The sequence below is a fragment of the Stenotrophomonas sp. FBCC-B152 genome, from assembly GCF_059134105.1.
Genome location: NZ_CP101442.1, coordinates 416,713 through 437,766, shown reverse-complemented (window position 1 = coordinate 437,766; position 21,054 = coordinate 416,713). Strand labels below are relative to the sequence as shown.

Here is a 21,054-nt window from a genome sequence, read left to right as displayed (position 1 = left end):
AACCCGGGTAGATCCCGCCCGTTGGTCGGGATTCCTTCGATGCGGCCACCGGTCGCATCATGTGAAGGCCGCGCGGTGACGCCGCGACCCACCCTTCGGCTACCATTCGCCCATGCCGCATACCTCCACGACTCCGCCCGCCCTGCAGGATGGCGACCTGCTCGCCGCCGTCGACCTCGGTTCGAACAGTTTCCACATGGTCATCGCGCGCTACACGCTCGGGCAGCTGCGCGTGGTCGACCGGTTGCGCGAGACCGTGCGCATGGCCGACGGCCTGGATGGCAAGGGCGGCCTGTCGGCGGAAGCGCGCCAGCGCGCGCTGGAATGCCTGGCCCGGTTTGGCCAGCGCATCCGCGGCATTCCCTCGGTGCGCGTGCGCGCCCTGGCCACCAATACGGTGCGCCAGCTGCGCTCGCCGCAGGCGTTCCTGATGCCGGCCGAAACCGCGCTGGGGCATGCCATTGAAGTGGTCAGCGGGCGCGAAGAGGCCCGCCTGATCTACCTGGGCGTCGCCCATGCGCAGCCGCCCAAGCCGGACCAGCGCCGGCTGGTGATCGACATCGGCGGTGGCTCCACGGAATTCATCATCGGCCAGGGCATGCAGACCCTGGAGCGCGAAAGCCTGCAGGCCGGCTGCATCGCCAGCACCCGGCGCTTCTTCCCGGGCGGCAAGCTGAGCAAGCGGCGCTGGAAGGATGCGCTGACCGAGATCGGCGCCGAGTTCCAGCAGTTCGCCACCAAGTACCGCTCGCTGGGCTGGCACGAAGCGCTGGGCTCGTCCGGCACGCACAAGGCGATCAGCGAAATCTGCGCCACCATGAAGCTGAGCAAGGGCGCGATCACCGCCGAAGCCCTGCCGCAGCTGCGCGATGAGCTGCTCAAGGCCAAGCGCATCGAGGACATCAACCTGCCCGGGCTGTCGCCCGACCGCCGCCCGATCATCGCCGGCGGCATCCTGGTGCTGGAAGCGGCGTTCCAGGCGCTGGGCCTGCAGAAGCTGCTGGTCAGCAAGGCGGCCATGCGCGAGGGCATCCTGTACGACATCCTCGGCCGCGCCAGCGAAAACGACCTGCGCGACGAATCGGTCGACGCGCTGACCCTGCGCTACGGCATCGATACCGTCCAGGCCGAACGCGTGCAGCGCACCGCGCTGGACCTGTTCGCCCAGGTCGAAGGCAGCTGGAACCTGGACCCGGACGACGCGCGCATGCTCGGCTGGGCCGCGCGCCTGCACGAGCTGGGCCTGATGATCGCCCACAGCGGCTACCACGTGCATGGCAGCTACGTGCTGGAGAACTCGGACATCGCCGGCTTCTCGCGCCAGGAACAGCAGCTGCTGGCCGCGCTGGTGCGCAGCCACCGCCGCAACGTCTCCAAATCCGCCTTTGATGCCCTGCCCGAGCGCCTGCTGCTGCCGGCCCGGCGCATGACCGCCCTGCTCCGGCTGGCGGTGCTGCTCAACCGCGCCCACGAAGATACCCCCGTGCCGGCGCTGGAGCTCAGCGCCGACGACAGCCGCCTGTCGCTGATCCTGCCGCAGGCCTACATCGATGCCCGCCCGCTGCTGCGTGCCGACCTGATCGGCGAAACCGACGGCATGGCCGGGCTTGGCGTCCAGTTCCGCCCGTTCGTGGCCTGAGCCGCGTTCGCGGCTCCACATCGCTCCCAACGCGCTGCCCGCCCCACGCCTCCCTCCGGAAGCGTGCGCGATTTCTCATGCTGCATCGCATCAATACGTTACATTACGACACATAAAGACACAGACCACCGATGGGGCAAAGTTTCACAATCCATTGATTTTCATGGGCATTTGTCTCTTTGGTTACGATCGCGTGAACTTTTTTTGGCAAAAGGCTTTACACAGCCTTAACGACTGGGACTAAGATCGGATCACCGGCCCATTTGGGCTGGTTTTCGAGGGACGCGGGGCACTTGGGACCCCGCCGACCTCTTTTGATTCAGTTCTGAACCAGAGAGAGAGCCAAATGACTTCACGCATCAACGTACTCGGGCAGGCGATCCGCTACGCCCTGGTCGCCGGTACCGCTGGCCTGGTGGCCGCCCCGGCCATGGCACAGGACGCGCCGAACCCCACCAACCTGGATCGCATCGAGATCACCGGTTCGCGCATCCGTACGGTGGACGTGGAAACCGCGCAGCCGGTGTTTGCGATCAGCCGCACCGACATCGAGCGCCAGGGCTTCAGCTCGGTCGCCGACATCCTGCAGAACGTGACCGCCATGGGCAGCCCGACGATCAGCCGCGCGAACGCGCTGACCGCCGGTGAGAACGCCGGCGGCACCTACATCGACATGCGCAACCTGGGCACCCAGCGCACGCTGGTGCTGGTCAATGGCAAGCGGCTTGGCATCAGCACCTCCGGCTACCAGGACGTGTCGACCTTGCCCGTCTCGGCCGTCGAACGCATCGAAGTGCTGAAGGACGGCGCCTCGGCCATCTATGGTTCCGACGCGATGGCCGGCGTGGTCAACATCATCACCCGCGGCAATGTCAGTGGCGTCACCGCCAACGTCTACCACGGGCAGTACAGCGAAGGCGACGGCGCCAAAGACCGCTTCGACGTGGTGGCCGGCTGGAGCAATGACCGCATCTCGCTGACCCTGTCGGCCGAACACGCTGAAGAGAAGGGCGTGTGGGCGCGTAACCGTGGCTTCAGCCAGTACGGCATGACCGACCGCCACCCGCTGGATTCCAGCAACTGGACCACCATCAGCCAGTACGGCCAGATCACCGGCCTGCGCGGCCCGGGCTGCACGGCCACCGCCGGCTGCGGTTACTCGCTCAACCGGGGTTCGGACCCGACCCTGCCGGGCAACTACCACCGCACCGACACCACCCCGTTCACCGGTGACGTGAGCAACGCCAACGACCAGATGCACGTGATGTATCCGCTCAAGCGCGATTCGGTGTACTTCGATGGTCGCTTCGCGATCACCGACAGCATCAACTTCCGCACCGAGCTGGGTTACAACGAGCGTGAGTCAAGCCGCCAGATCGCCGGCTATCCGCTGCAGTCCAGCACCGCTGGCGTCGGCTCGATGTCGATCAACAGCTACTTCAATCCGTTCGGCAACCAGCACGGCTATGCCACGCCGACCGCCGTGGCCTGGAACCGTCGTACCTGGGAAATCCCGCGCGTTACCACCAGCAACCTGAAGACCTACCGCGCAGTGGCCTCGTTCGATGGTTCGTTCGACATCGGCGAACGCTATTTCGACTGGGAAGCCGGTTACCAGTACAACCGCAACGAGCTGGAGTCGGTGGCCACCGGCAACCTGCACAAGGCGCGCGTCGCCGGCGGCGTGGGTCCGTCGTTCCTCAACGCTCAGGGGCAGGTGCAGTGTGGTACCGCCGCCGCCCCGATCTCGTTCGACGTGTGCAAGCCGTGGAACCCGCTGGTGGCCTATGGCGTGACCGCGCCGAACGGCCTGTACGGCAATGAAGAGCTGCAGGCGTGGCTGTTCCCGGAAGAAACCACCAAGGGCCGCACCACCTCGAAAAACTTCTTCGCCAACATCGCCGGTTCCATCTTCACCCTGCCGGCCGGCGACCTGGGTTTCGCCTTCGGTGTTGAAAGCCGCAAGGAAGAAGGCAAGTACACCCCCGACGCGCTGGCCCAGACCGGTGCCACCACCAACCTGGCCGCCGGCCCGACCGGTGGCGACTACACCGTCAACGAAGCCTACCTGGAGCTCAACATCCCGGTGCTGGCCGACCTGCCGGGTGCGAAGGAACTGACCTTCAACGGCGCCACCCGCTTCTCGGACTACGACACCTTCGGCAACACCCTCAACAGCAAGTTCGGTTTCAAGTGGAAGCCGATCGACTCGCTGATGGTGCGTGGTACCTGGGCCGAGGGCTTCCGCTCGCCCACCATCAACGACCTGTTCGGTGGCGGTTCGGAAACCTTCGCGCAGTTCAGCGATCCGTGCGACACCGTGTTCGGCTCCTCGCGCACCAGCGCCGAAGTGCGCGCGCGCTGCTCGCGTGACATCACCAACGCCGCCACGTTCCGCCAGCTGCGCCAGGGCGGCACGCCGGTGACCGTGGCTACCGATGCCACGCCGGTGCCGTTCACCTCCGGCTCCAACCCGACGCTGACCCCGGAAACCTCCAAGAGCAAGACGCTGGGCCTGGTCTGGAGCCCCGGCTTCATCCAGAACTTCAACGCCTCGCTGGACTGGTGGAAGATCCGCATCGACAACACCATCATTGCCGATACCCCCACCCAGATCCTGATCGACTGCTATGAGCAGGGCATCGACGCGCGCTGCTCGCGCTTCGACCGCGACCCGGTCACCGGCATCGTGACCAACCTGAAGTTCGGCAACCGCAACGCCGGTTTCCTCGAAACCGAAGGCTACGACCTGGACCTGAACTACCGGATGGACACCGACTTCGGCAAGTTCTCGCTGAACTCGGCCACCACGTACGTGTCGAGCAACATCTACCGTTCGACCAATGACGCCAGCGTCGTGCCGACCCCCACCAACGGCATCGGCAGTGGCTTCCGCGTCCGTTCCAACCTGGTGCTGGGTTGGGACCTGGAAAACTTCGGCATGAGCTGGACCGCCCGCTACTACTCCGGGGTGAAGGAGCAGTGCGCCAACATCGCGCTGTACCCGGAAGAATGCTCGGATCCGGGCCAGTACGCGCCGTGGTACAAGGGCTCGCGCAACTACAACGAGCGCGGTTCGGTCACCTTCCACGACCTGCAGTTCCGCTACACCCTGCCGTGGGAAGCCACCGTGTCGGTCGGTGCCAACAATGTCTTCGACAAGCTGGGCCCGATCATGTACAGCAAGCCGAACTCGGCCTTCTCGTACTACGGCGGCTATGACATCGGTCGCTTCATCTACATGAAGTACCAGCAGCGCTTCTGATCGCCCCGCGCGGTTGATGCACGATGACCACGGCCCCTTCGGGGCCGTGGTTTTTTCGTGCCCGGCGCGGCGTCATGCGGCGGTCATGTCGATGTCATGTCGGCTACATCGCCAACCCCGAGCATGCCTTCAAACCGGAGGCCCGCCATGCGCTATGCCATCGTCACTGAAACGTACCCCCCCGAAGTGAACGGCGTTGCCCTGACCGTGCAGGGGCTGGAACAGGGACTGCGCGCGGCCGGGCATGAGGTGGACCTGGTCCGCCCGCGCCAGGCCGACGACACCGGTGCCGGCGGCGCGCTGCTGGTGCAGGGCGCCGGGCTGCCACGCTACCCCGGCCTGCGCTTCGGCCTGCCGGCCCCCAAGCGGCTGGCCCGGCAGTGGCAGCAGCAGCGCCCGGACGCCATCTACATCGCCACCGAGGGCCCGCTGGGCTGGTCGGCACTGCGCACCGCGCGGCGCCTGGGCATCCCGGTGGCCACCGGCTTCCACACCCGCTTCGACGAATACCTGCCCGACTACGGCGTGGCCTGGCTGCAGGCCGCCGCGCTGCGCTGGATGCGGCGCTTCCACAACCAGGCCGATGCCACGCTGGTCCCGACCCAGGAGCTGCAGCAGTTCCTCGGCGACCAGGGCTTCGACCGGGTGCGCCTGCTCGCACGCGCGGTGGACAGCAGCCAGTTCGAGCCGACCCGGCGCGACCCGGCGCTGCGCGAGGAATGGGGCATCGACGGCAGCGGCTTCGCGGCGATCTACGTGGGCCGCATTGCCGCGGAAAAGAACCTGGCACTGGCGGTGAAAGCGTTCCGCAAACTACAGCAGGTGCGGCCCAAGGCCCGCTTCGTGTGGGTGGGCGATGGCCCGGCCCGCGAGAAACTGGCCCATGAAAACCCGGACTTCATCTTCTGTGGCGTGCAGCGCGGCGATGCGCTGGCCCGCCATTTCGCCAGCGGCGACCTGTTCCTGTTCCCCAGCCGCAGCGAGACCTTCGGCAACGTCACGCTGGAAGCGATGGCCAGTGGCGTGACTACGGTGGCGTTCGATTACGGCGCGGCCCGCGAGCACCTGCGCACCCATGAGAACGGGGTAGCGGTGGACGATGACAACGCCTTCGTCGATGCGGCCGTGCGCCTGGCCGGCGACGACGCCGAGCGCGAACGGTTGGGCCGCAATGCGGCCGTGGCGATGACGCGGCTGCATCCGCAGCAGGTCGTCGCCGAGTTCGAGGCCCTGCTTGCCGAACTGGCCACGGCCCGGAGGTCGCATGCGGACCACGCCGCTTGATGCCCTGCGCGGGCGCGAGACCCGCTGGTGCCGGCGCGCCAACCACTATTGCCGGCACCGCCGCGTGCGCCGCGCGTTCTCGGTGGTCAGCCGCCTCGGCGACGGGGTGTTCTGGTACGCGCTGATGGGCGTGCTGGTGCTGGTGGATGGCTTCGATGGCCTGCGCGCGTCGCTGCACATGGCCGCCACCGGCTTGATGGCGCTGCTGCTGTACAAGAGCCTGAAGCGCTGGACCCGGCGCCCCCGCCCGTATGCAGCCGACCTGCGCATCCGCGCCTGGGTGGCACCGCTGGACGAATTCAGCTTCCCGTCCGGACACACCCTGCATGCGGTGTCGTTCACGATCGTGGCGTTGGCCTACTACCCGTGGCTGGCCCCGGTGCTGGTGCCGTTCACGGCGGCGGTCGGGGTATCGCGGGTGGTGCTGGGGCTGCATTACCCCAGTGATGTGCTGGCGGCGACGGCGATTGCCACGGCGCTGGCAGGCGCCAGCCTGCAGTGGTTGCCGTTGCCGGTGTGATCGGACAACCTAATACAATGGCGGCATGACTACGCTGTTCATCTCCGATCTGCATCTGGACCCGAGCCGTCCAGCCATCACCGACCTGTTCCTGGACTTCCTGCGCCGCGAGGCGATGCAGGCCGATGCCCTGTACATCCTGGGCGACCTGTTCGAGGCCTGGATCGGCGATGACACCCCCTCGGCCGCCGCCGATGCGGTGGCCGATGCGCTCAAGGCAGTCGCTGCCGCCGGGGTGCCGGTGTACTTCATCCGCGGCAACCGCGATTTCCTGGTGGGCGAGGACTACGCCCGCCGCGCCGGCTTCCGCATCCTGCCCGACCCGAGCGTGATCGACCTGTACGGCACCCCGGTGCTGCTGCAGCACGGCGACCTGCTGTGCACCGATGACGTGGCCTACCAGCAGTTCCGCGCACAGACCCGCGACCCGGTGTTCCAGGCCCAGTTCCTGGCCCAGCCGCTGCCCGCACGCATCGCCTTCGCGCAGAAAGCGCGCGATGCCAGCCAGGCACGCCAGTCGGAAATGAAACAGGGCGACCGCGCCACCTTCGAAACCGTCACCGACGTCGCACCCGACGAAGTGACCGCCACGTTCGTGCGCCACGGCGTGGACACCATGATCCATGGCCACACCCACCGCCCGGCGATCCACAGCCTGCAGGCCGGCGGCCGCGCGTGCACGCGCATCGTGCTGGGCGACTGGTACGAGCAGGGCTCGGTGCTGCGCGTTACCCCGCAGGGGTGGACGCTGGATTCACTGGCCTGAGGCCGGCCAGCACGCGGCGGATATGCTTCCGCCGCGTGCCCCGTGGATTACCGGAACGCGGCAACCGCCGCCTTGGTGTTGACCAGCACGCGCTGGTTGTCGGCACTGGAGGCGATGCCCATCGGAATCCCGTTGTAGCTGATGTTGGGATTGGACCAGAAATTCAGGCGCGGGCAGCCGGACGTGCAGTCGTAGGCCATGATCGTGCGCCAGCGTGAACCGGTGGCCGGCTGGTAACGATATCCATGGCCGTACGCGTACGGCGAGGTGCTGGAGTCGGTGGCGATGTCGTGCCGCGCGCTCTGCAGGTGGCCGATCTCATGCGCGAACGAGTAGTAGCCCGTGGCGCAGTCCCAGTACACCGCCGCGAACGCGCTCGACGCGGTGGAGCCGATGCCCGATGCCAACCCGCAGTAGCTGCTGTTGTTGATGATCAGCACCGCCACATCCGCCGCGGTGCTGTTGCGGGTGGTGTGGATGGCATCCATGTACCCATCACTGGTCGAACGGAAGCGCGCCAGGTCGGTGCTGAAATTGCCCGACTCGGTATACGCCACCGCCTGGTAGCCGGCCAGCTGCATGGTGATGCCCACGTTGCTGTTGGTGTAGCCCTGGTTGGATTCGGCCACCGCCAGCTGCACCAGCGACTGCATGTTGCCGCCATAGGCGCTGACCGCCGCATTGGTCGCCACCACCAGCACGCGGATGGTGGCCGGCGTGCCCGACGAAGCCGCTGCAATGCCGGCACGATCACTGGCCGGCATCTCGATCTTTGGCAGCGTGTTGTAGTCGGCCGGGTGTTCGGCCGGCATGCGCGACTCATCCACCTGCACAAGCACGTGGCGGCCATCACTGAGCGGACGCAGCCGGTACAGCGTGCCGTCCTTGCGGATGGAACCGGTGACCGTGTCGCCGTTGCGCACCAGGATCACCGAATTGCCCGGATCCTGCGCACCAGCCTGGCGGGTCAGTTTCGAACCTGCGTTCTGCAGGCTGCCGTACCAGATGCTGCCGCCATCGGGCAGGCTTTCCACCCGCTGCTTCAGGGCCTGCACGGGTGTGCCGAGCAGCTCGAACTCCAGCTGCCGCTGCGCCGCCACCACCGCGCCTGCCTCGACACGGACCTCCTGCACGGCGGCGCTGGAAGGCGCCGACAGCACCGCCTGCGCGGCCGGCTGGCTGGCCGCACCGGCGCGGCTCAACACCGTCACCGGCTGGAACAGGGGTGCGGCCGCCGCCGTACCCACGGCGGCCAGGAACAACGTGATCGCACCTGCGGTCTTTCTCATCGAACTGGACATCATGTCGCCTCTCTCGTTGAGTGAACTTCGGAAGTGAACGTGTTCGCGCCGCCGCCCCTGTCGACAGGCCAGACCATCTGGCGCCTATCGATCGCGTGAATTCAATAGAGGCCACCAATGAGATTCCCGAACTGTGACCGGCGGCCACAGCGGTTCAGTTACGTCGCCTTCGTGTCGCTTTCGCGCTACCTTAAACGCGCATCGACAGGGGAACCGAGGCCATGGCTGGGCAGCCCACTCCGACCACCACCGTGCCGGTCACGCTGCAGATCGGCCTATTTTTCGACGGCACCCGCAACAACGCCGACAACCTGCTGCACGCCTCGCGCCCACCCGGCAGCACCACCCCCGCACCGCGGCCGCCGGCCCCCGCCGTGCTGGCCGATGACGCCTCGCCCTACCAGAGCCGCCTGACCAGCAGTTTCAGCAACGGGCTGACCAACATCGCCCGGCTGCACGCGCTCTACCCCGACCACCGGCGAACCGCGCCGACCCTGCCAGGCACCCTGTCGCTGGCGATCTACATCGAAGGCGCCGGCACCCGTACCGGCAAGGACGACGACCTGATGGGGCTGGCGTTCGGCATCGGCCCCAGCGGCGTGAAGGCCAAAGTCCACCGCGCCCTCGACGTACGCCTGCCCGAAGCATTGCGTGCCCTGGCCCGCACCCTCCCGCCACACACACTGACCAGCGTCCGCCTGGACCTGTTCGGCTTCTCGCGCGGCGCCGCCTCCGCACGCGACGCAGTCAACCGGCTCAACGCCGCCGACGGCCGCCTCTGGCTGCACGAACAGCTGCGCCGCACCGGCTGGACCCTGCCCTCCGCCCCCACGATCCGCCCCGTGCGCTTCGTCGGCCTGTTCGACACCGTGGTCGCGATCGACGCGCGCCAGCGCGACGAACTGCCCCACGTCAACCTGCCCGCCGGCTGTGCCGACAAGGTGGTCCAGGTCACCGCGCGCGACGAGCACCGCCACTACTTCGCGCTCACCTCCGTCGCGCCCGAACATGAGGAAATCGCCCTGCCCGGCGTGCACGCCAACATCGGCGGCGGCTACGACCAGCGCATCGAAGGACCCAAGTTGCTGACCCGCCCACAAGGCCAGCGCATCCGCACCCACGACGTACCCGACACCACCACCCCACCGCTGGCCCTGCTGCGCAGCACCCAGGTCTACCTGCGCGCACAGGCCGCGTGCCGCCGATGGCAGGCCGCACTGGGCCTGGGCGACGACAGCGTCTGGGTCGACGTATGGCATCGCTGGCAGCAGATGCGCGTGGCCGGCAGCGACAGCGTGCTGCCGCAGTGGGTCCTGTTCGCGCACGCCGCGGTGGTGCTCAGACGCGAGATCGACTGGCGCTACCAGCTGGTCGCACTGCGGCTCATCCACCAGCGTGCAGCAGCCGCCGGCGTGATCTGGGCACGCGCGCCGGATGCGGATCCGGCGATGGCGTTGCCGGATGAGCTGAAGCCCATTGCCGCACGCCTGGTGGCAGGCCAAGCGCTCGATGCAGCGCAGGAACTGCTGTTGCGACAGCGCTACCTGATGCAATCGGCGCATTGGAATTTCGATGCGCTCGGTGACACCGCATTGTTGTATGCGGCCGATGATGCAACCCGCGAATTGCCATACCGGCCGGGGCCGGGATTGTTTTATATCAACCGGCCCACGGAAGACGGGAAGCGGGTGGTGTTGCGGAACGTTTAACGGGGTTTTGAATTGCGTCGGCGGTGTCGATGGTTTTCATGCGCCACCGCGCGTTTCACCGTTATCGGCAGTCGATTGGGATTCGACCCTACCGCGACGCGGCCCGCTGTTCCCGCGACGACCGATACACCGTCGAAGGTGGGTCGGGGCGGGTTTGCGGGGGTGTGAGCCGCATGGGTCGGGCGTATACGCCCGACGGGTTGGGCAGGAGCCCAACCCCGGTCTTGCCGTGTGCGCAGGACAGCGCACACGTGCAAGCGGCGACCAAGCCCCCATGGATGGGTTTACGGCGTCCCCCGCAAACCCGCACCGACCCGCCAAACCAGGGAACCGATGGCCACCCGCTGTTCGCCCAGATGCATGAAGCCGGGCAACGCCCGGCACAACGGCATGGTTATCGCGCCGATTGCGATGCGTGGCCAGTACGACCCGCCTGCTCGATCAGGTCCGCCAGCTCGTCCTGCTCAAAGCCGGCCAACAGCCGCGCTTCGAGATTGAACGGGCCGTAGAGGAACCCGTTGGCGTATTCCTTCAGCAGCGCGATGAAGCGTGCGCGTGGCTCTACACCGGCACGCTCGCAATACCAGCGGTACCAGCGCGTCCCCGCAGCCACGTGCGCCACTTCCTCGCGCAGGATGATCTCCAGCACATCGGCAGTAGCATGGTCGTTGGCCGAACGCAGCTTGGTGATCATCCCCGGCGTGACATCCAGCCCGCGCGCCTCCAGCACGCGCGGCACCAGCGCCATCCGCGACAGGCCATCGTGCGCCGTCTTCTCGCACATCTCCCACAGCCCGTTGTGCGCCGCGAAATCGCCGTAATCGTGCCCGTGCGCCTGCAACCGCCCATGCAATAGCAGGAAGTGGCGCGACTCATCGTCGGCCACGCCCACCCAGTCCGCATGGAACGACCCCGGCAGCCCGCGGAAGCGATACACCGCATCCCACGCCAGATCGATGGCATTGAGCTCGATATGCGCGATCGCATGGATGAACGCCGCGCGCCCCTCCGCATTGCCCAACCCCCGCCGCGGCACCTCACGCGGGTGCACCAGCTGCAGCTGCGGCGGCCGCCCCGGCATGCGGATCGGCTCGGGCGGCGGCGCATCCGCGCGCACCTTCAACTGCCCCGCGCGGAACTGCGCCGCATACTGCTGCGTCAGCGCCACCTTGCGCAGCGGGTCCGCCTCGGCCATGCACTGCTGCGCCGCGCGCAGCAGGTCACCGGCCGCCTCGTCCCGCGGCAACGTTGCGCTCACCGCCAGGCCTCAGGCGCGGCGCTTGTGCTTGGCATCGTCCGAACGCAACTGCTGGATGCGCTCGAAATAGCCCGGCTCGATACCCGTCGGGTACACACCATTGAAGCACGACGAATCGAACGACTTCAGCTCCGGGTTGCCCTCGCGCACCGCCGCTTCCATATCCTCGATGTCCTGGTAGATCAACCAGTCGCAGCCAAGGTGCGCCTCGATTTCTTCCACGCTGCGGTTGTGCGCCACCAGCTCCTCCGCTGCCGGCATGTCGATGCCGTAGATGTTCGGATAGCGCACCGGCGGCGCCGCGCTGGCCAGGTACACCTTGCGTGCACCGGCGTCGCGCGCCATCTGCACGATCTGCTGGCTGGTGGTGCCGCGCACGATCGAATCGTCCACCAGCAGCACCACCCGGTTGCGGAATTCCAGGTGGATCGGGTTGAGCTTGCGGCGCACCGACTTCACCCGCTCACCCTGCCCCGGCATGATGAAGGTGCGGCCGATGTAACGGTTCTTGATGAAGCCTTCGCGGTACTTCACCCCGAGCACGTTCGAGATTTCCAGCGCCGCATCGCGCGAGGTATCCGGGATCGGGATGATGGTGTCAATGTCGTGGTCCGGGCGCAGGCGCAGGATCTTCTCGCCCAGCTTGATGCCCATGCGCATGCGCGCCTTGTGCACCGACACGTTGTCGATCATCGAATCGGGGCGCGCGAAATACACGTACTCGAAGATGCACGGGCTGTGCTCGGCCGGCTCGGCACACACTTCCGAGAACAGCTCGCCACGCGCGGTGATCACCAGCGCCTCGCCCGGGCGCACATCGCGCACGCGCTGGAAGCCCAGTACGTCCAGCGCCGACGATTCCGAGGCCACGATGTACTCATCACCTTCGGCGTGGGCGCGCTTGCCCAGCACCAGCGGGCGGATCCCGTGCGGGTCGCGGAACGCCACCAGGCCCAGGCCCAGCACCACGCTGATCACCGCATAGCCGCCCTTGCAGCGGCGGTGCACGCCGGCCACGGCGCGGATCGCCGCTTCCGGGGTCAGCTGGCGCTGCGCATCCAGTTCGAACGCGAACACGTTCAACAGCACTTCGCTGTCCGAATCGGTGTTGACGTTGCGGCGGTCCTGCTCGAACACCTGCTGGCGCAGCGCCTCGGTGTTGATCAGGTTGCCGTTGTGGGCCAGCGCGATGCCGTACGGCGAATTGACGTAGAACGGCTGCGCCTCGTCCATGCCTTCGGAACCTGCGGTCGGGTACCGCACATGGGCGATACCGACGCGGCCTTCCAGGGTGGACATGGTCTTTGCGTCGAACACATCGCGCACCAGGCCGTTGGCCTTCTGCACGCGCAGCCGGGTGCCATCCGCGGTGGCGATGCCCGCCGCGTCCTGGCCACGATGCTGGAGGACGGTCAGGCCGTCATACAACTGCCCGGCGACGTTCTGGTTGCCGACAATACCGACGATGCCACACATGGTGCGAATCTCCGCTGGGCTGGGCCCATCTACTGTGAAGGTGGCCGTGCCTGGCCGGGGGAACCGCTCCGTGCCGGAGCGGTGTCGTCCGGGCGCACGAGCGCCGGGTCGATGTTCTGGGGGGAGCCTGGCCGTGCCTGGTTGGCCCACACATCGGCGGGGTCCACCGCCTGCTGCGGGGTCTCATCCAGCGGTCGCGGCCATCCGCGCCCACCCAGCAACTGGCCAAGGACGCCATTATCGCCTGTCGCGCCCGGCTTGCCCAACTCTCCGATGGGCAGTTGCGCCATGTTCACCTCCGGCAGCGCCATCGGCAGGCCCTGCATGTCCTTCAGGTTGGGCATCTGCGGCAGCTCGGGCATGCGCGGCATCTTGGCCTGCATCCAGCCCACGCCGGGGTCGAGCATCGCGCGCAGGTGCGAGTCGCGCCAGGTCGCTTCACGGGTCAGCGGGGTGTACGAGCCCAGCAGCAGCAGCGCGCAGGCGATCAGGCCGCCCCGGGCCAGGCCCAGGCCGGCGCCCATCATGCGGTCGGCGCCGTTCAGGCTGGTCGAGCGCACCGCCTGGCGGATCACCAGGCCGATCGCCCAGACCGAGACCATCACCAGCAGGAACACGGTGAGGTAGCCGGCGAAATAATGGCCGGTGCCCGGCGCGGCCGGGGCCGACCACCACGCGGCGGCGCTGCGCCCGAACATCAGCGCGGCCCAGCCGCCCAGCAGCCACGAGAACGTGCTGATGACGATGCTGACGAAACCGCGCATCACCCCGAGCAGGGTCGAGATGCCGATCACCGCCAGCAGCACGAAATCAATCATGTGCGGGGGGCCGCATCAGGGATGCGGCCGGACCATGCCGGCTACGCCGACCTTCGACGCAACCTGGGCCTTGAGGTTCTCCGCCTCGGCACGGTTGGCGACGGGACCGACGCGCACGCGGTTGAGCGTGCCCTTGTCGGTACGTACCTGCTCCACGAACGCACTGAAGCCGGCCGCGCGCACCTTGTCGCGCAGGGCGTTGGCTTCGGTCGCCTGGCCGAACGCGCCGAGCTGCACGGCGAAGCCGACGCTGCTGGCCGCCGGGGCGGTCGGCACGGCCACGGGTTTGGCGGCCGCGGTGGCGGGTTCGGGCTTGGCTGCGGCCGGCTTCGGCTCCGGCTTGGGCGCTTCCGGCTTCGGTGCCGGCTTGGCCGCCGCCACCGGTTCCGGCGGCAGCGCTTCGGTCTTCACCGTGGCGGCGGCCGGTGCGGCAGCGGCGCTGGATGCGGCCGGTGCCGTCGCGGCGGCCGGCGTCGGCGCCGGAGCAGCAGCCACGGCAGTGTCGGCGCGCGCATCCAGGGTCACCACTTCGGCCTTGACGTCGTTACGCACCTTGACCGCTTCCAGGCGCGCCGCTTCGGCCTGCGCGCGATCGGCATACGGCCCCACGCGCACGCGCCAGGCCTGGCGGCCGTTGATCGTGGCCGGTTCGCTGAAGCCCGGCAGCTGGGCCTTCTTCAGGAACGCGATCACCGCGTTGGCGTCGGCCTGGCTGCCATAGGCGCCAAAGCTGACCGCATAGTTGCCCGCAGCCACCGCCGGCGAGGTATCGGCGGCCGCCGGCTCGGCCGGTGCGGCTGCGTCGGGCTGCAGCGGCTGGGTGCTGGAGACCCCGCTCTGCAGGCCGGTGGCGCCACCGGTCGGCACGACCAGCGGCAGTTCACGGGTCTGGAACTGGCCATCGGCCGGCGCATCCGGCGCGGTGATCGGCACGTTGGCCACGCCACTGTCAGGGGCAGGCCCCTTGACCAGGATGGGCAGGAAAATCACGGCCAACGCCACCAGGACGATGGCACCAATCAGTCGCTGTTTCAGAGGAGTATCCACGGAAGGCAGGCAGGGCGGCGCGGCGGAATGCCACGGCGATTATACGGGCGCACGCGTGTGCGGCGTCGAAGACGGCTGAACGTTGTCGCTTGCTGCCCGCCTCAGCGGGCGTTTTCCAGCCACAGCAAGGCCTGCGCGGCGGTATGGAAGGAACCAAACACCAGCACGCGGTCGCCGGCCCTGGCCGATGACAGGGCCTGCTGCAGTGCCGTGGCCACATCGGCATGGGTGGACGCACCGGCGGCGGCGGTGCCGGCCAGGCGTGCCTGCAGGGCCGGCGCGCTCTGTGCGCGCGCACCTTCCAGCCCGGCCAGGTGCCAGCCATCGACGCGATCAGCCAGCGCCTCGACCACGCCTTCGGCATCCTTGTCCTGCAGCGCGGCGAACACGGCCACGGTACGCCCGGTGATCGGCGCGGCCTTCAACGCAGCAGCCAGCTCACGCGCGGCCTGCGGGTTGTGGCCGACATCCACCAGCACTTCCACGCCATTGCGCTCGAACGCCTGCAGGCGGCCGCGGATGCGGGCCTGGGCCACGCCCTCGACGATGGCCGCACGCGGCAGTGGCTTGTCCAGCGCGCGCAGCGCGGCAATCGCCGAGGCGGCATTGCGCAGCTGGATCGGGCCGCGCAGCGCCGGCATCGGCAGTTCAATGCGGAAGCCCACGTCACGCCACGACCAGTGCTGGCCGTCGATGGCATCGGCGAAGAAATCGCTGCCACCGCGGATCGCGTTGGCGCCCAGCAGGTAGGCGCGCGCCAGCACGCTGGACGGTGGATCGGTCTCGCCCAGGATCACCGGCTTCCAGCCGCGGATGATGCCGGCCTTTTCCACGCCGATCGCTTCGCGGTCCTCGCCCAGCCAGTCGGCATGGTCGATGTCCACGGTGGTGATCACCGCGACGTCGGCATCGACGATGTTGACCGCATCCAGGCGCCCGCCCAGCCCCACTTCCAGCACGGTCAGGTCGAGCCCGGCCTGCGCGAACAGGTGCAACGCGGCCAGCGTGCCGTACTCGAAATAGGTCAGCGTGGTGCTGCCGCGCGCGTCTTCGATGGCATTGAAGGCGGCAATGAGCGCCGCGTCGGAAGCGTCCTCACCGTCGATGCGCACGCGCTCGTTGTACTGCAGCAGGTGCGGCGAGGTGTACGCGCCCACCTTCCAGCCCGCCGCCCGCGCGATGGCCTCGATGAAGGCCACCGTGGAGCCCTTGCCGTTGGTGCCGCCCACCACGATGGTGTGCGGCGCCGGCTGGCCCAGGCCCATGGCGGTGGCCACCGCACGTACGCGCTCCAGCCCCATGTCGATGGTGGCCGGGTGCTGCTGCTCGATGTAGCTGAGCCATTCGGCGAGGGAATGCGGGCGGGCGGTCGTCATGGCGATAGATCGTGGTGGTCGTGGAACGGAAAACGAAAACGGGGTGGAATCACAGCGCGCGGTGCTTGGCCTCGCCAAAGAACGGCGTGTGGTGCGCGCAGTCGTTCAGGCGCACTACTTCCAGGCTGTCCAGGTCGGCGCCTTCGAGCAGGTTAAGCGTGGTCGGCGCCTGGCGGAAGGTCCACAGGCGCGACAGCGGCAGGCCCAGGATCCGGCACAGGATCACCCGGTTGACCGCGTCGTGGGCCACCACCAGCAGCGTGTCGTGCTCGCCCAGCCCTTCGGCGGCGCGGGCCAGGCCGCGCCAGCTGCGGTCCAGCACCAGCCGCAGCGATTCGCCACCGGGCATCAGCACCGTATCGGGCTCGTCGCGCCAGGCCTGCAGGCGCGACGGGTCTTTTTCGTTGATTTCGCTGGCCAGCAGGCCTTCCCACTCACCGTGGGCGATTTCCTGCAGCTCCGGCTCGGTCAGCAGCATGTCGGCGCGGTCGGCACCGAGGGCCAGCTGCGCGGTGCGCTGCGCGCGCGACAGCGGCGAGGCGACGGCACGGGTGATGTCCACCGACTTCAGGCGTTCACCCAGGGCCTGGGCCTGGGCTTCGCCGATCGGCGACAACGGGATATCGATCTGGCCCTGGTAACGGCCTTCGGCATTCCAGGGGGTTTCGCCGTGGCGGGCAAGCAGGATGCGCATGCGAACTAGAGGTCCTTGGGGGAGAGGAGAACAGTCGCAATCGTTCACATGATATGAACGATCGTGGGGAACGGCCATCATACCTTGCTGGGCAAACGGTTCTTCTTCCGTCTTCGATCACGTTCATCGCGAGCGTTGAGGGCCCCGTCGCGGCCGGCAGGCCCCTGTGCAAATGTCCCCCGGCGTCGGCCGGAGGCCGACACCTCCTCCTTTACTTTGCCAGGAGCCTGCCGGCCGCGACGGGGCTCGGCTTGCGGTTGGCAGGAAAAAGCGGAAGCCGGGGTGCAACGCCGGTGGATCGAGTGGCGGGGCGGCATACCCTTGGAGGCGAAGTAAAGGAGGAGGTGTCGGCCTCTGGCCGACGCCGGGGGACATTCGCCGGAAAGGGTATGCCGCCCCGGCGCTCGATCCACCGGCAGCCGCGTTTGATCCAGCGCCATACAAAAAACCCCGCGGCATTGCCGCGGGGTTCGTTAATCGGTGTAACGACCAACGGTCGTTACCTACCAGTAAGGTTCAGTTCCTTCAGCAGCTGCGGCGCGGGCGCCACTTCCTGCATGATCCACTGCATGTAGCGGCTGTCCACCGCGATCATGCGGGTCATCACCGGGTCGAACACCCAGTTGGAGCTGACCGATTCCCAGTTGCCGTCGAAGGCCAGGCCGACCAGCTTGCCGTGCGCGTCCAGCACCGGCGAGCCGGAGTTGCCGCCGGTGATGTCCAGGTTGGACAGGAAGTTGACCGGCACCGAGCCCACGCGCTTGTCTTCCAGGCCGCCGTAGCGCTTGGCCTTGACCGCATCGAGCAGCGCCTTGGGCGAATCGAACGGATCGGCGCCGGTTTCCTTGGCGACGATGCCTTCCAGCGTGGTGAACGGGGTGTAGGCCACGCCGTCCTTGGGCGCATAGCCCATCACGTTGCCGAAGGTGATGCGCAGCGACAGGTTCGCGTCCGGGTAGACGAACTCGCCCTTGCTCTTCTTGTAATCGGCCAGCGCCTGCAGGTAGGCCGGGCGCGCCAGCAGCGATTCGCCTTCCCGGGTCTTCTTCTGCTCTTCCAGCTTCAGCAGCGCCGGCATGGTGGCCACCGCGTACTGGATGACCGGGTCGGTGCTGGCTTCGAAGGCGGCGCGGTCGGCCTTGAACCAGGTCAGGCGCTCGTCGAGGCTGCCCAGCTTGGTGCCCGACAGCTTCTTGACCAGCCCGTCCACGGCGGCGGCATCGCTGCCGGCCAGCCACTGGTTCAGCACCTCATTGCTGCGCTGGGCCTGCGGCAGGGCCACGTACTGGTTCAGCCAGTACTGCTGCAGCTGCTGGTCCATGCCCGCCACGTAGCGGCGGTCCATCTGGCGCAGGCTGCCTTCGATGGTCGGCAGGTCGCGTTCCTGGTAGCCCGCTTCACGCTGGGCATCCGGCTTGGCGCGCTCGATCGACAGGCGGTACAGGGCCAGCGCGGCACCGACGGCGGAGGTGTTGTTGAACTGGCCCACGAACAGGTCGCGCTCGCGGGTGGACTTGCTGGTATCCAGGTGCTTGATCAGCTGCGCGTGCGCGGCCAGCGCCGGCTTGCCGGCAGCGCCCTGCTTCTTCAGCCAGGCCAGCACGGCGGCCTCTTCGGCCTGCTTCTGGCCGGCCGCGTCGATGCGCTTGAAACCTTCCAGCTGGCCGGCGTAGTTCTTGGCCACGTTGTTCATGCTGGCGGCGGTGGCGGCGTACTTCACCTTCACGTCCGCATCGGCCTTGCCGGCCTTGTCGATCAGCGCCAGCACCGCGTTGTAGTGGCGCGCGATGGTCGGGTAGGTCCAGTCGGCGGTTTCGTTGAACTCACCGGCCAGTGCGTAGCGGTTGGTGCGGCCCGGGTAGCCGGCCACCATCACGAAGTCGTCGGCGCCCAGCGGCTGGTCGGCGAACTTCAGGAAGTGCTTGGGCTGGTACGGCACGTTGTCGGCCGAGAAGGCGGCCGGCTTGCCGTCCTTGCCTACATAGGCGCGGTAGAAGGAGAAATCGCCGGTGTGGCGCGGCCACATCCAGTTGTCGACGTCGCCGCCGAACTTGCCGACGCTGCCCGGGGGCGCATAGACCAGCCGCACGTCCTTGATTTCCATGTTGCGGAACAGGCGGTAGGTGTTGCCGCCGGAGAAGCTGTACAGGCGGCAGCGGAAGCCGGCATCGGCCTCGCACGCGGCGGTCTGTGCCTTGTCGAACGCTTCCAGCGCGCGGGTGCGGGCCAGCGGGTCCTTGCCGGCGGCGGCGATGGCGGCCTTGGCCTGGTCGGTGACGTCGGTGATCTGGTCGAGCACGAACACGCGCGCGTTCGGGCCGGCGCTCAGCTCATCCTTGAGGGTCGGCGCGTTGAAGCCGTCCTTGATCAGGTTCTTCTCGGCGGTGGAATTGAGCTGGATCGCACCGTAGGCGCAATGGTGGTTGGTCACCACCAGGCCCTGCGGGGACACGAAGCTGGCGGTGCAGCCGCCCAGCGCGACCACCGCGCCCATCGGGTCGCCGGTCAGGTCGGAAATCTGTTCAGGGGACAGTTTCAGGCCCGCCTGCTTGAGCGGCCCGGCGATCTCCGGCAGCTGTTGCGGCACCCACATGCCCTCAGCGGCATGGGCGGCCTGGACCAGCGCAAGGCTGGCGACGACGGAGAAGGCAAGCAGGTTCGAGCGCATGAGCGGCCCCTGATGAAAGAACCGCCGATTGTAGCGGGGGTAGGGCTGTCCATGCGCCGACTGCCACGTAACGGCGAGGTAGAGCCACGCCCTGCGTGGCTTCCCCCTCGCACCGCAACATGCCCCGGCCCCTGCCGGCCCTATAATTCCGCCTTTCCCCCAGACGAGTTCCACCCCGATGGCGCAGCAAACAATGAAGGCCCTGGTCAAGCGTGAAGCCGCCAAGGGCATCTGGCTCGAAGAAGTGCCGGTGCCGGTGCCGGGCCCGAACGAGGTCCTGATCAAGCTGGAAAAGACCGCCATCTGCGGTACGGACCTGCACATCTACCTGTGGGACGAGTGGAGCCAGCGCACGATCAAGCCGGGCCTGACCATCGGCCATGAGTTCGTCGGCCGCATCGCCGAGATCGGCCCGGGCGTGACCGGCTACGAGATCGGCCAGCGCGTGTCGGCCGAAGGCCACATCGTGTGCGGCCACTGCCGCAACTGCCGCGGCGGCCGCCCGCACCTGTGCCCGAACACCGTGGGCATCGGCGTGAATGTCAACGGCGCCTTCGCCGAATACATGGTGATGCCGGCCAGCAACCTGTGGCCGATCCCCGACCAGATCCCGTCCGAGCTGGCCGCCTTCTTCGACCCGTACGGCAACGCCGCGCACTGCGCGCTGGAATTCGACGTCATCGGCGAAGACGTGCTGATCACCGGTGCGGGCCCGATCGGCATCATCGCCGCCGGCATCTGCAAGCACATCGGTGCGCGCAACGTGGTGGTGACCGACGTCAACGACTTCCGCCTGAAGCTGGCCGCCGACATGGGCGCCACCCGCGTGGTCAACGTGGCCAACACCTCGCTGAAGGACGTGATGAAGGAACTGCACATGGAGGGCTTCGACGTGGGCCTGGAAATGAGCGGCAACCCGCGCGCGTTCAACGACATGCTCGACTGCATGTACCACGGCGGCAAGATCGCCATGCTCGGCATCATGCCCAAGGGCGCGGGCTGCGACTGGGACAAGATCATCTTCAAGGGTCTTACCGTGCAGGGCATCTACGGCCGCAAGATGTACGAGACCTGGTACAAGATGACCCAGCTGGTGCTGTCCGGCTTCCCGCTCGGCAAGGTGATGACCCACCAGCTGCCGATCGACGAGTTCCAGAAGGGCTTCGACCTGATGGAACAGGGCAAGGCCGGCAAGGTGGTCCTGAGCTGGAACTGACGGCACCTGCCGCTGGA

The 21,054-nt window shown here is 67.7% G+C and carries 15 protein-coding genes; 7 read left to right on the top strand and 8 right to left on the bottom strand.

Annotation, left to right across the window (positions count from 1 at the left end; translation table 11 throughout):
- Nucleotides 1-112: 112 nt before the first annotated feature.
- The 5 genes from ppx (at nt 113) to lpxH (ending at nt 7,474) form a co-directional block, all read left to right on the top strand.
- On the top strand, nt 113-1,639 hold the full coding sequence (gene ppx, locus NMB40_RS02030; protein WP_282247514.1) for an exopolyphosphatase: 1,527 nt from the start codon (nt 113-115) through the stop codon (nt 1,637-1,639).
- A gap of 346 nt (nt 1,640-1,985) precedes the next feature.
- Complete coding sequence (locus NMB40_RS02025; RefSeq protein ID WP_494359979.1) at nt 1,986-4,904, top strand: TonB-dependent receptor domain-containing protein; 2,919 nt, start codon at nt 1,986-1,988, stop codon at nt 4,902-4,904.
- Nucleotides 4,905-5,051: 147 nt separating this feature from the next.
- Entirely contained in the window at nt 5,052-6,188 is a 1,137-nt protein-coding gene (locus tag NMB40_RS02020; protein WP_494359978.1) for a glycosyltransferase family 4 protein, read from the top strand.
- Complete coding sequence (locus NMB40_RS02015; protein ID WP_494359977.1) at nt 6,169-6,708, top strand: phosphatase PAP2 family protein; 540 nt, start codon at nt 6,169-6,171, stop codon at nt 6,706-6,708. Before NMB40_RS02020 ends, NMB40_RS02015 begins: the two co-directional genes overlap by 20 nt.
- A 25-nt stretch (nt 6,709-6,733) precedes the next feature.
- Nucleotides 6,734-7,474, top strand: coding sequence for a UDP-2,3-diacylglucosamine diphosphatase (lpxH, locus tag NMB40_RS02010; protein ID WP_494359976.1), 741 nt, complete (start codon nt 6,734-6,736; stop codon nt 7,472-7,474).
- 47 nt (nt 7,475-7,521) lie between these two features.
- Here the strand turns inward: lpxH and NMB40_RS02005 are convergent, their stop codons facing one another.
- Nucleotides 7,522-8,778 (bottom strand): zinc-dependent metalloprotease, encoded by a 1,257-nt coding sequence (locus NMB40_RS02005; RefSeq protein ID WP_494359975.1) that lies wholly within the window; start codon nt 8,776-8,778, stop codon nt 7,522-7,524.
- 218 nt (nt 8,779-8,996) lie between these two features.
- Between NMB40_RS02005 and NMB40_RS02000 the strand changes: the two genes are divergently transcribed.
- Nucleotides 8,997-10,484 (top strand): phospholipase effector Tle1 domain-containing protein, encoded by a 1,488-nt coding sequence (locus NMB40_RS02000; RefSeq protein ID WP_494359974.1) that lies wholly within the window; start codon nt 8,997-8,999, stop codon nt 10,482-10,484.
- 394 nt (nt 10,485-10,878) lie between these two features.
- On the opposite strand, the gene NMB40_RS01995 is transcribed toward NMB40_RS02000, so the two are convergent.
- The 7 genes from NMB40_RS01995 to NMB40_RS01965 form a co-directional block, all read right to left on the bottom strand.
- Nucleotides 10,879-11,679: a ferritin-like domain-containing protein gene (locus NMB40_RS01995; RefSeq protein ID WP_494361025.1), complete on the bottom strand. Its 801-nt coding sequence runs from the start codon at nt 11,677-11,679 to the stop codon at nt 10,879-10,881.
- A 72-nt stretch (nt 11,680-11,751) separates the two neighbouring features.
- Nucleotides 11,752-13,218, bottom strand: coding sequence for an amidophosphoribosyltransferase (gene purF, locus NMB40_RS01990; protein WP_068849542.1), 1,467 nt, complete (start codon nt 13,216-13,218; stop codon nt 11,752-11,754).
- A gap of 29 nt (nt 13,219-13,247) precedes the next feature.
- Nucleotides 13,248-14,036, bottom strand: coding sequence for a CvpA family protein (locus NMB40_RS01985; protein WP_494359973.1), 789 nt, complete (start codon nt 14,034-14,036; stop codon nt 13,248-13,250).
- A gap of 15 nt (nt 14,037-14,051) precedes the next feature.
- Nucleotides 14,052-15,083, bottom strand: coding sequence for an SPOR domain-containing protein (locus NMB40_RS01980; protein ID WP_494359972.1), 1,032 nt, complete (start codon nt 15,081-15,083; stop codon nt 14,052-14,054).
- Between the two features lie 101 nt (nt 15,084-15,184).
- Nucleotides 15,185-16,459 (bottom strand): bifunctional tetrahydrofolate synthase/dihydrofolate synthase, encoded by a 1,275-nt coding sequence (gene folC, locus NMB40_RS01975; protein WP_494359971.1) that lies wholly within the window; start codon nt 16,457-16,459, stop codon nt 15,185-15,187.
- A gap of 49 nt (nt 16,460-16,508) precedes the next feature.
- Nucleotides 16,509-17,153, bottom strand: coding sequence for a histidine phosphatase family protein (locus NMB40_RS01970; protein ID WP_282248221.1), 645 nt, complete (start codon nt 17,151-17,153; stop codon nt 16,509-16,511).
- A gap of 499 nt (nt 17,154-17,652) precedes the next feature.
- The gene (locus NMB40_RS01965) at nt 17,653-19,821 is read right to left on the bottom strand and encodes a S46 family peptidase (protein WP_494359970.1); all 2,169 of its coding nucleotides are present in this window, start codon (nt 19,819-19,821) and stop codon (nt 17,653-17,655) included.
- Nucleotides 19,822-20,014: 193 nt separating this feature from the next.
- Here NMB40_RS01965 and tdh point away from each other — a divergent pair, with 193 nt between their 5' ends.
- On the top strand, nt 20,015-21,037 hold the full coding sequence (tdh, locus tag NMB40_RS01960) for an L-threonine 3-dehydrogenase (protein ID WP_210131951.1): 1,023 nt from the start codon (nt 20,015-20,017) through the stop codon (nt 21,035-21,037).
- Nucleotides 21,038-21,054 lie beyond the last annotated feature (17 nt).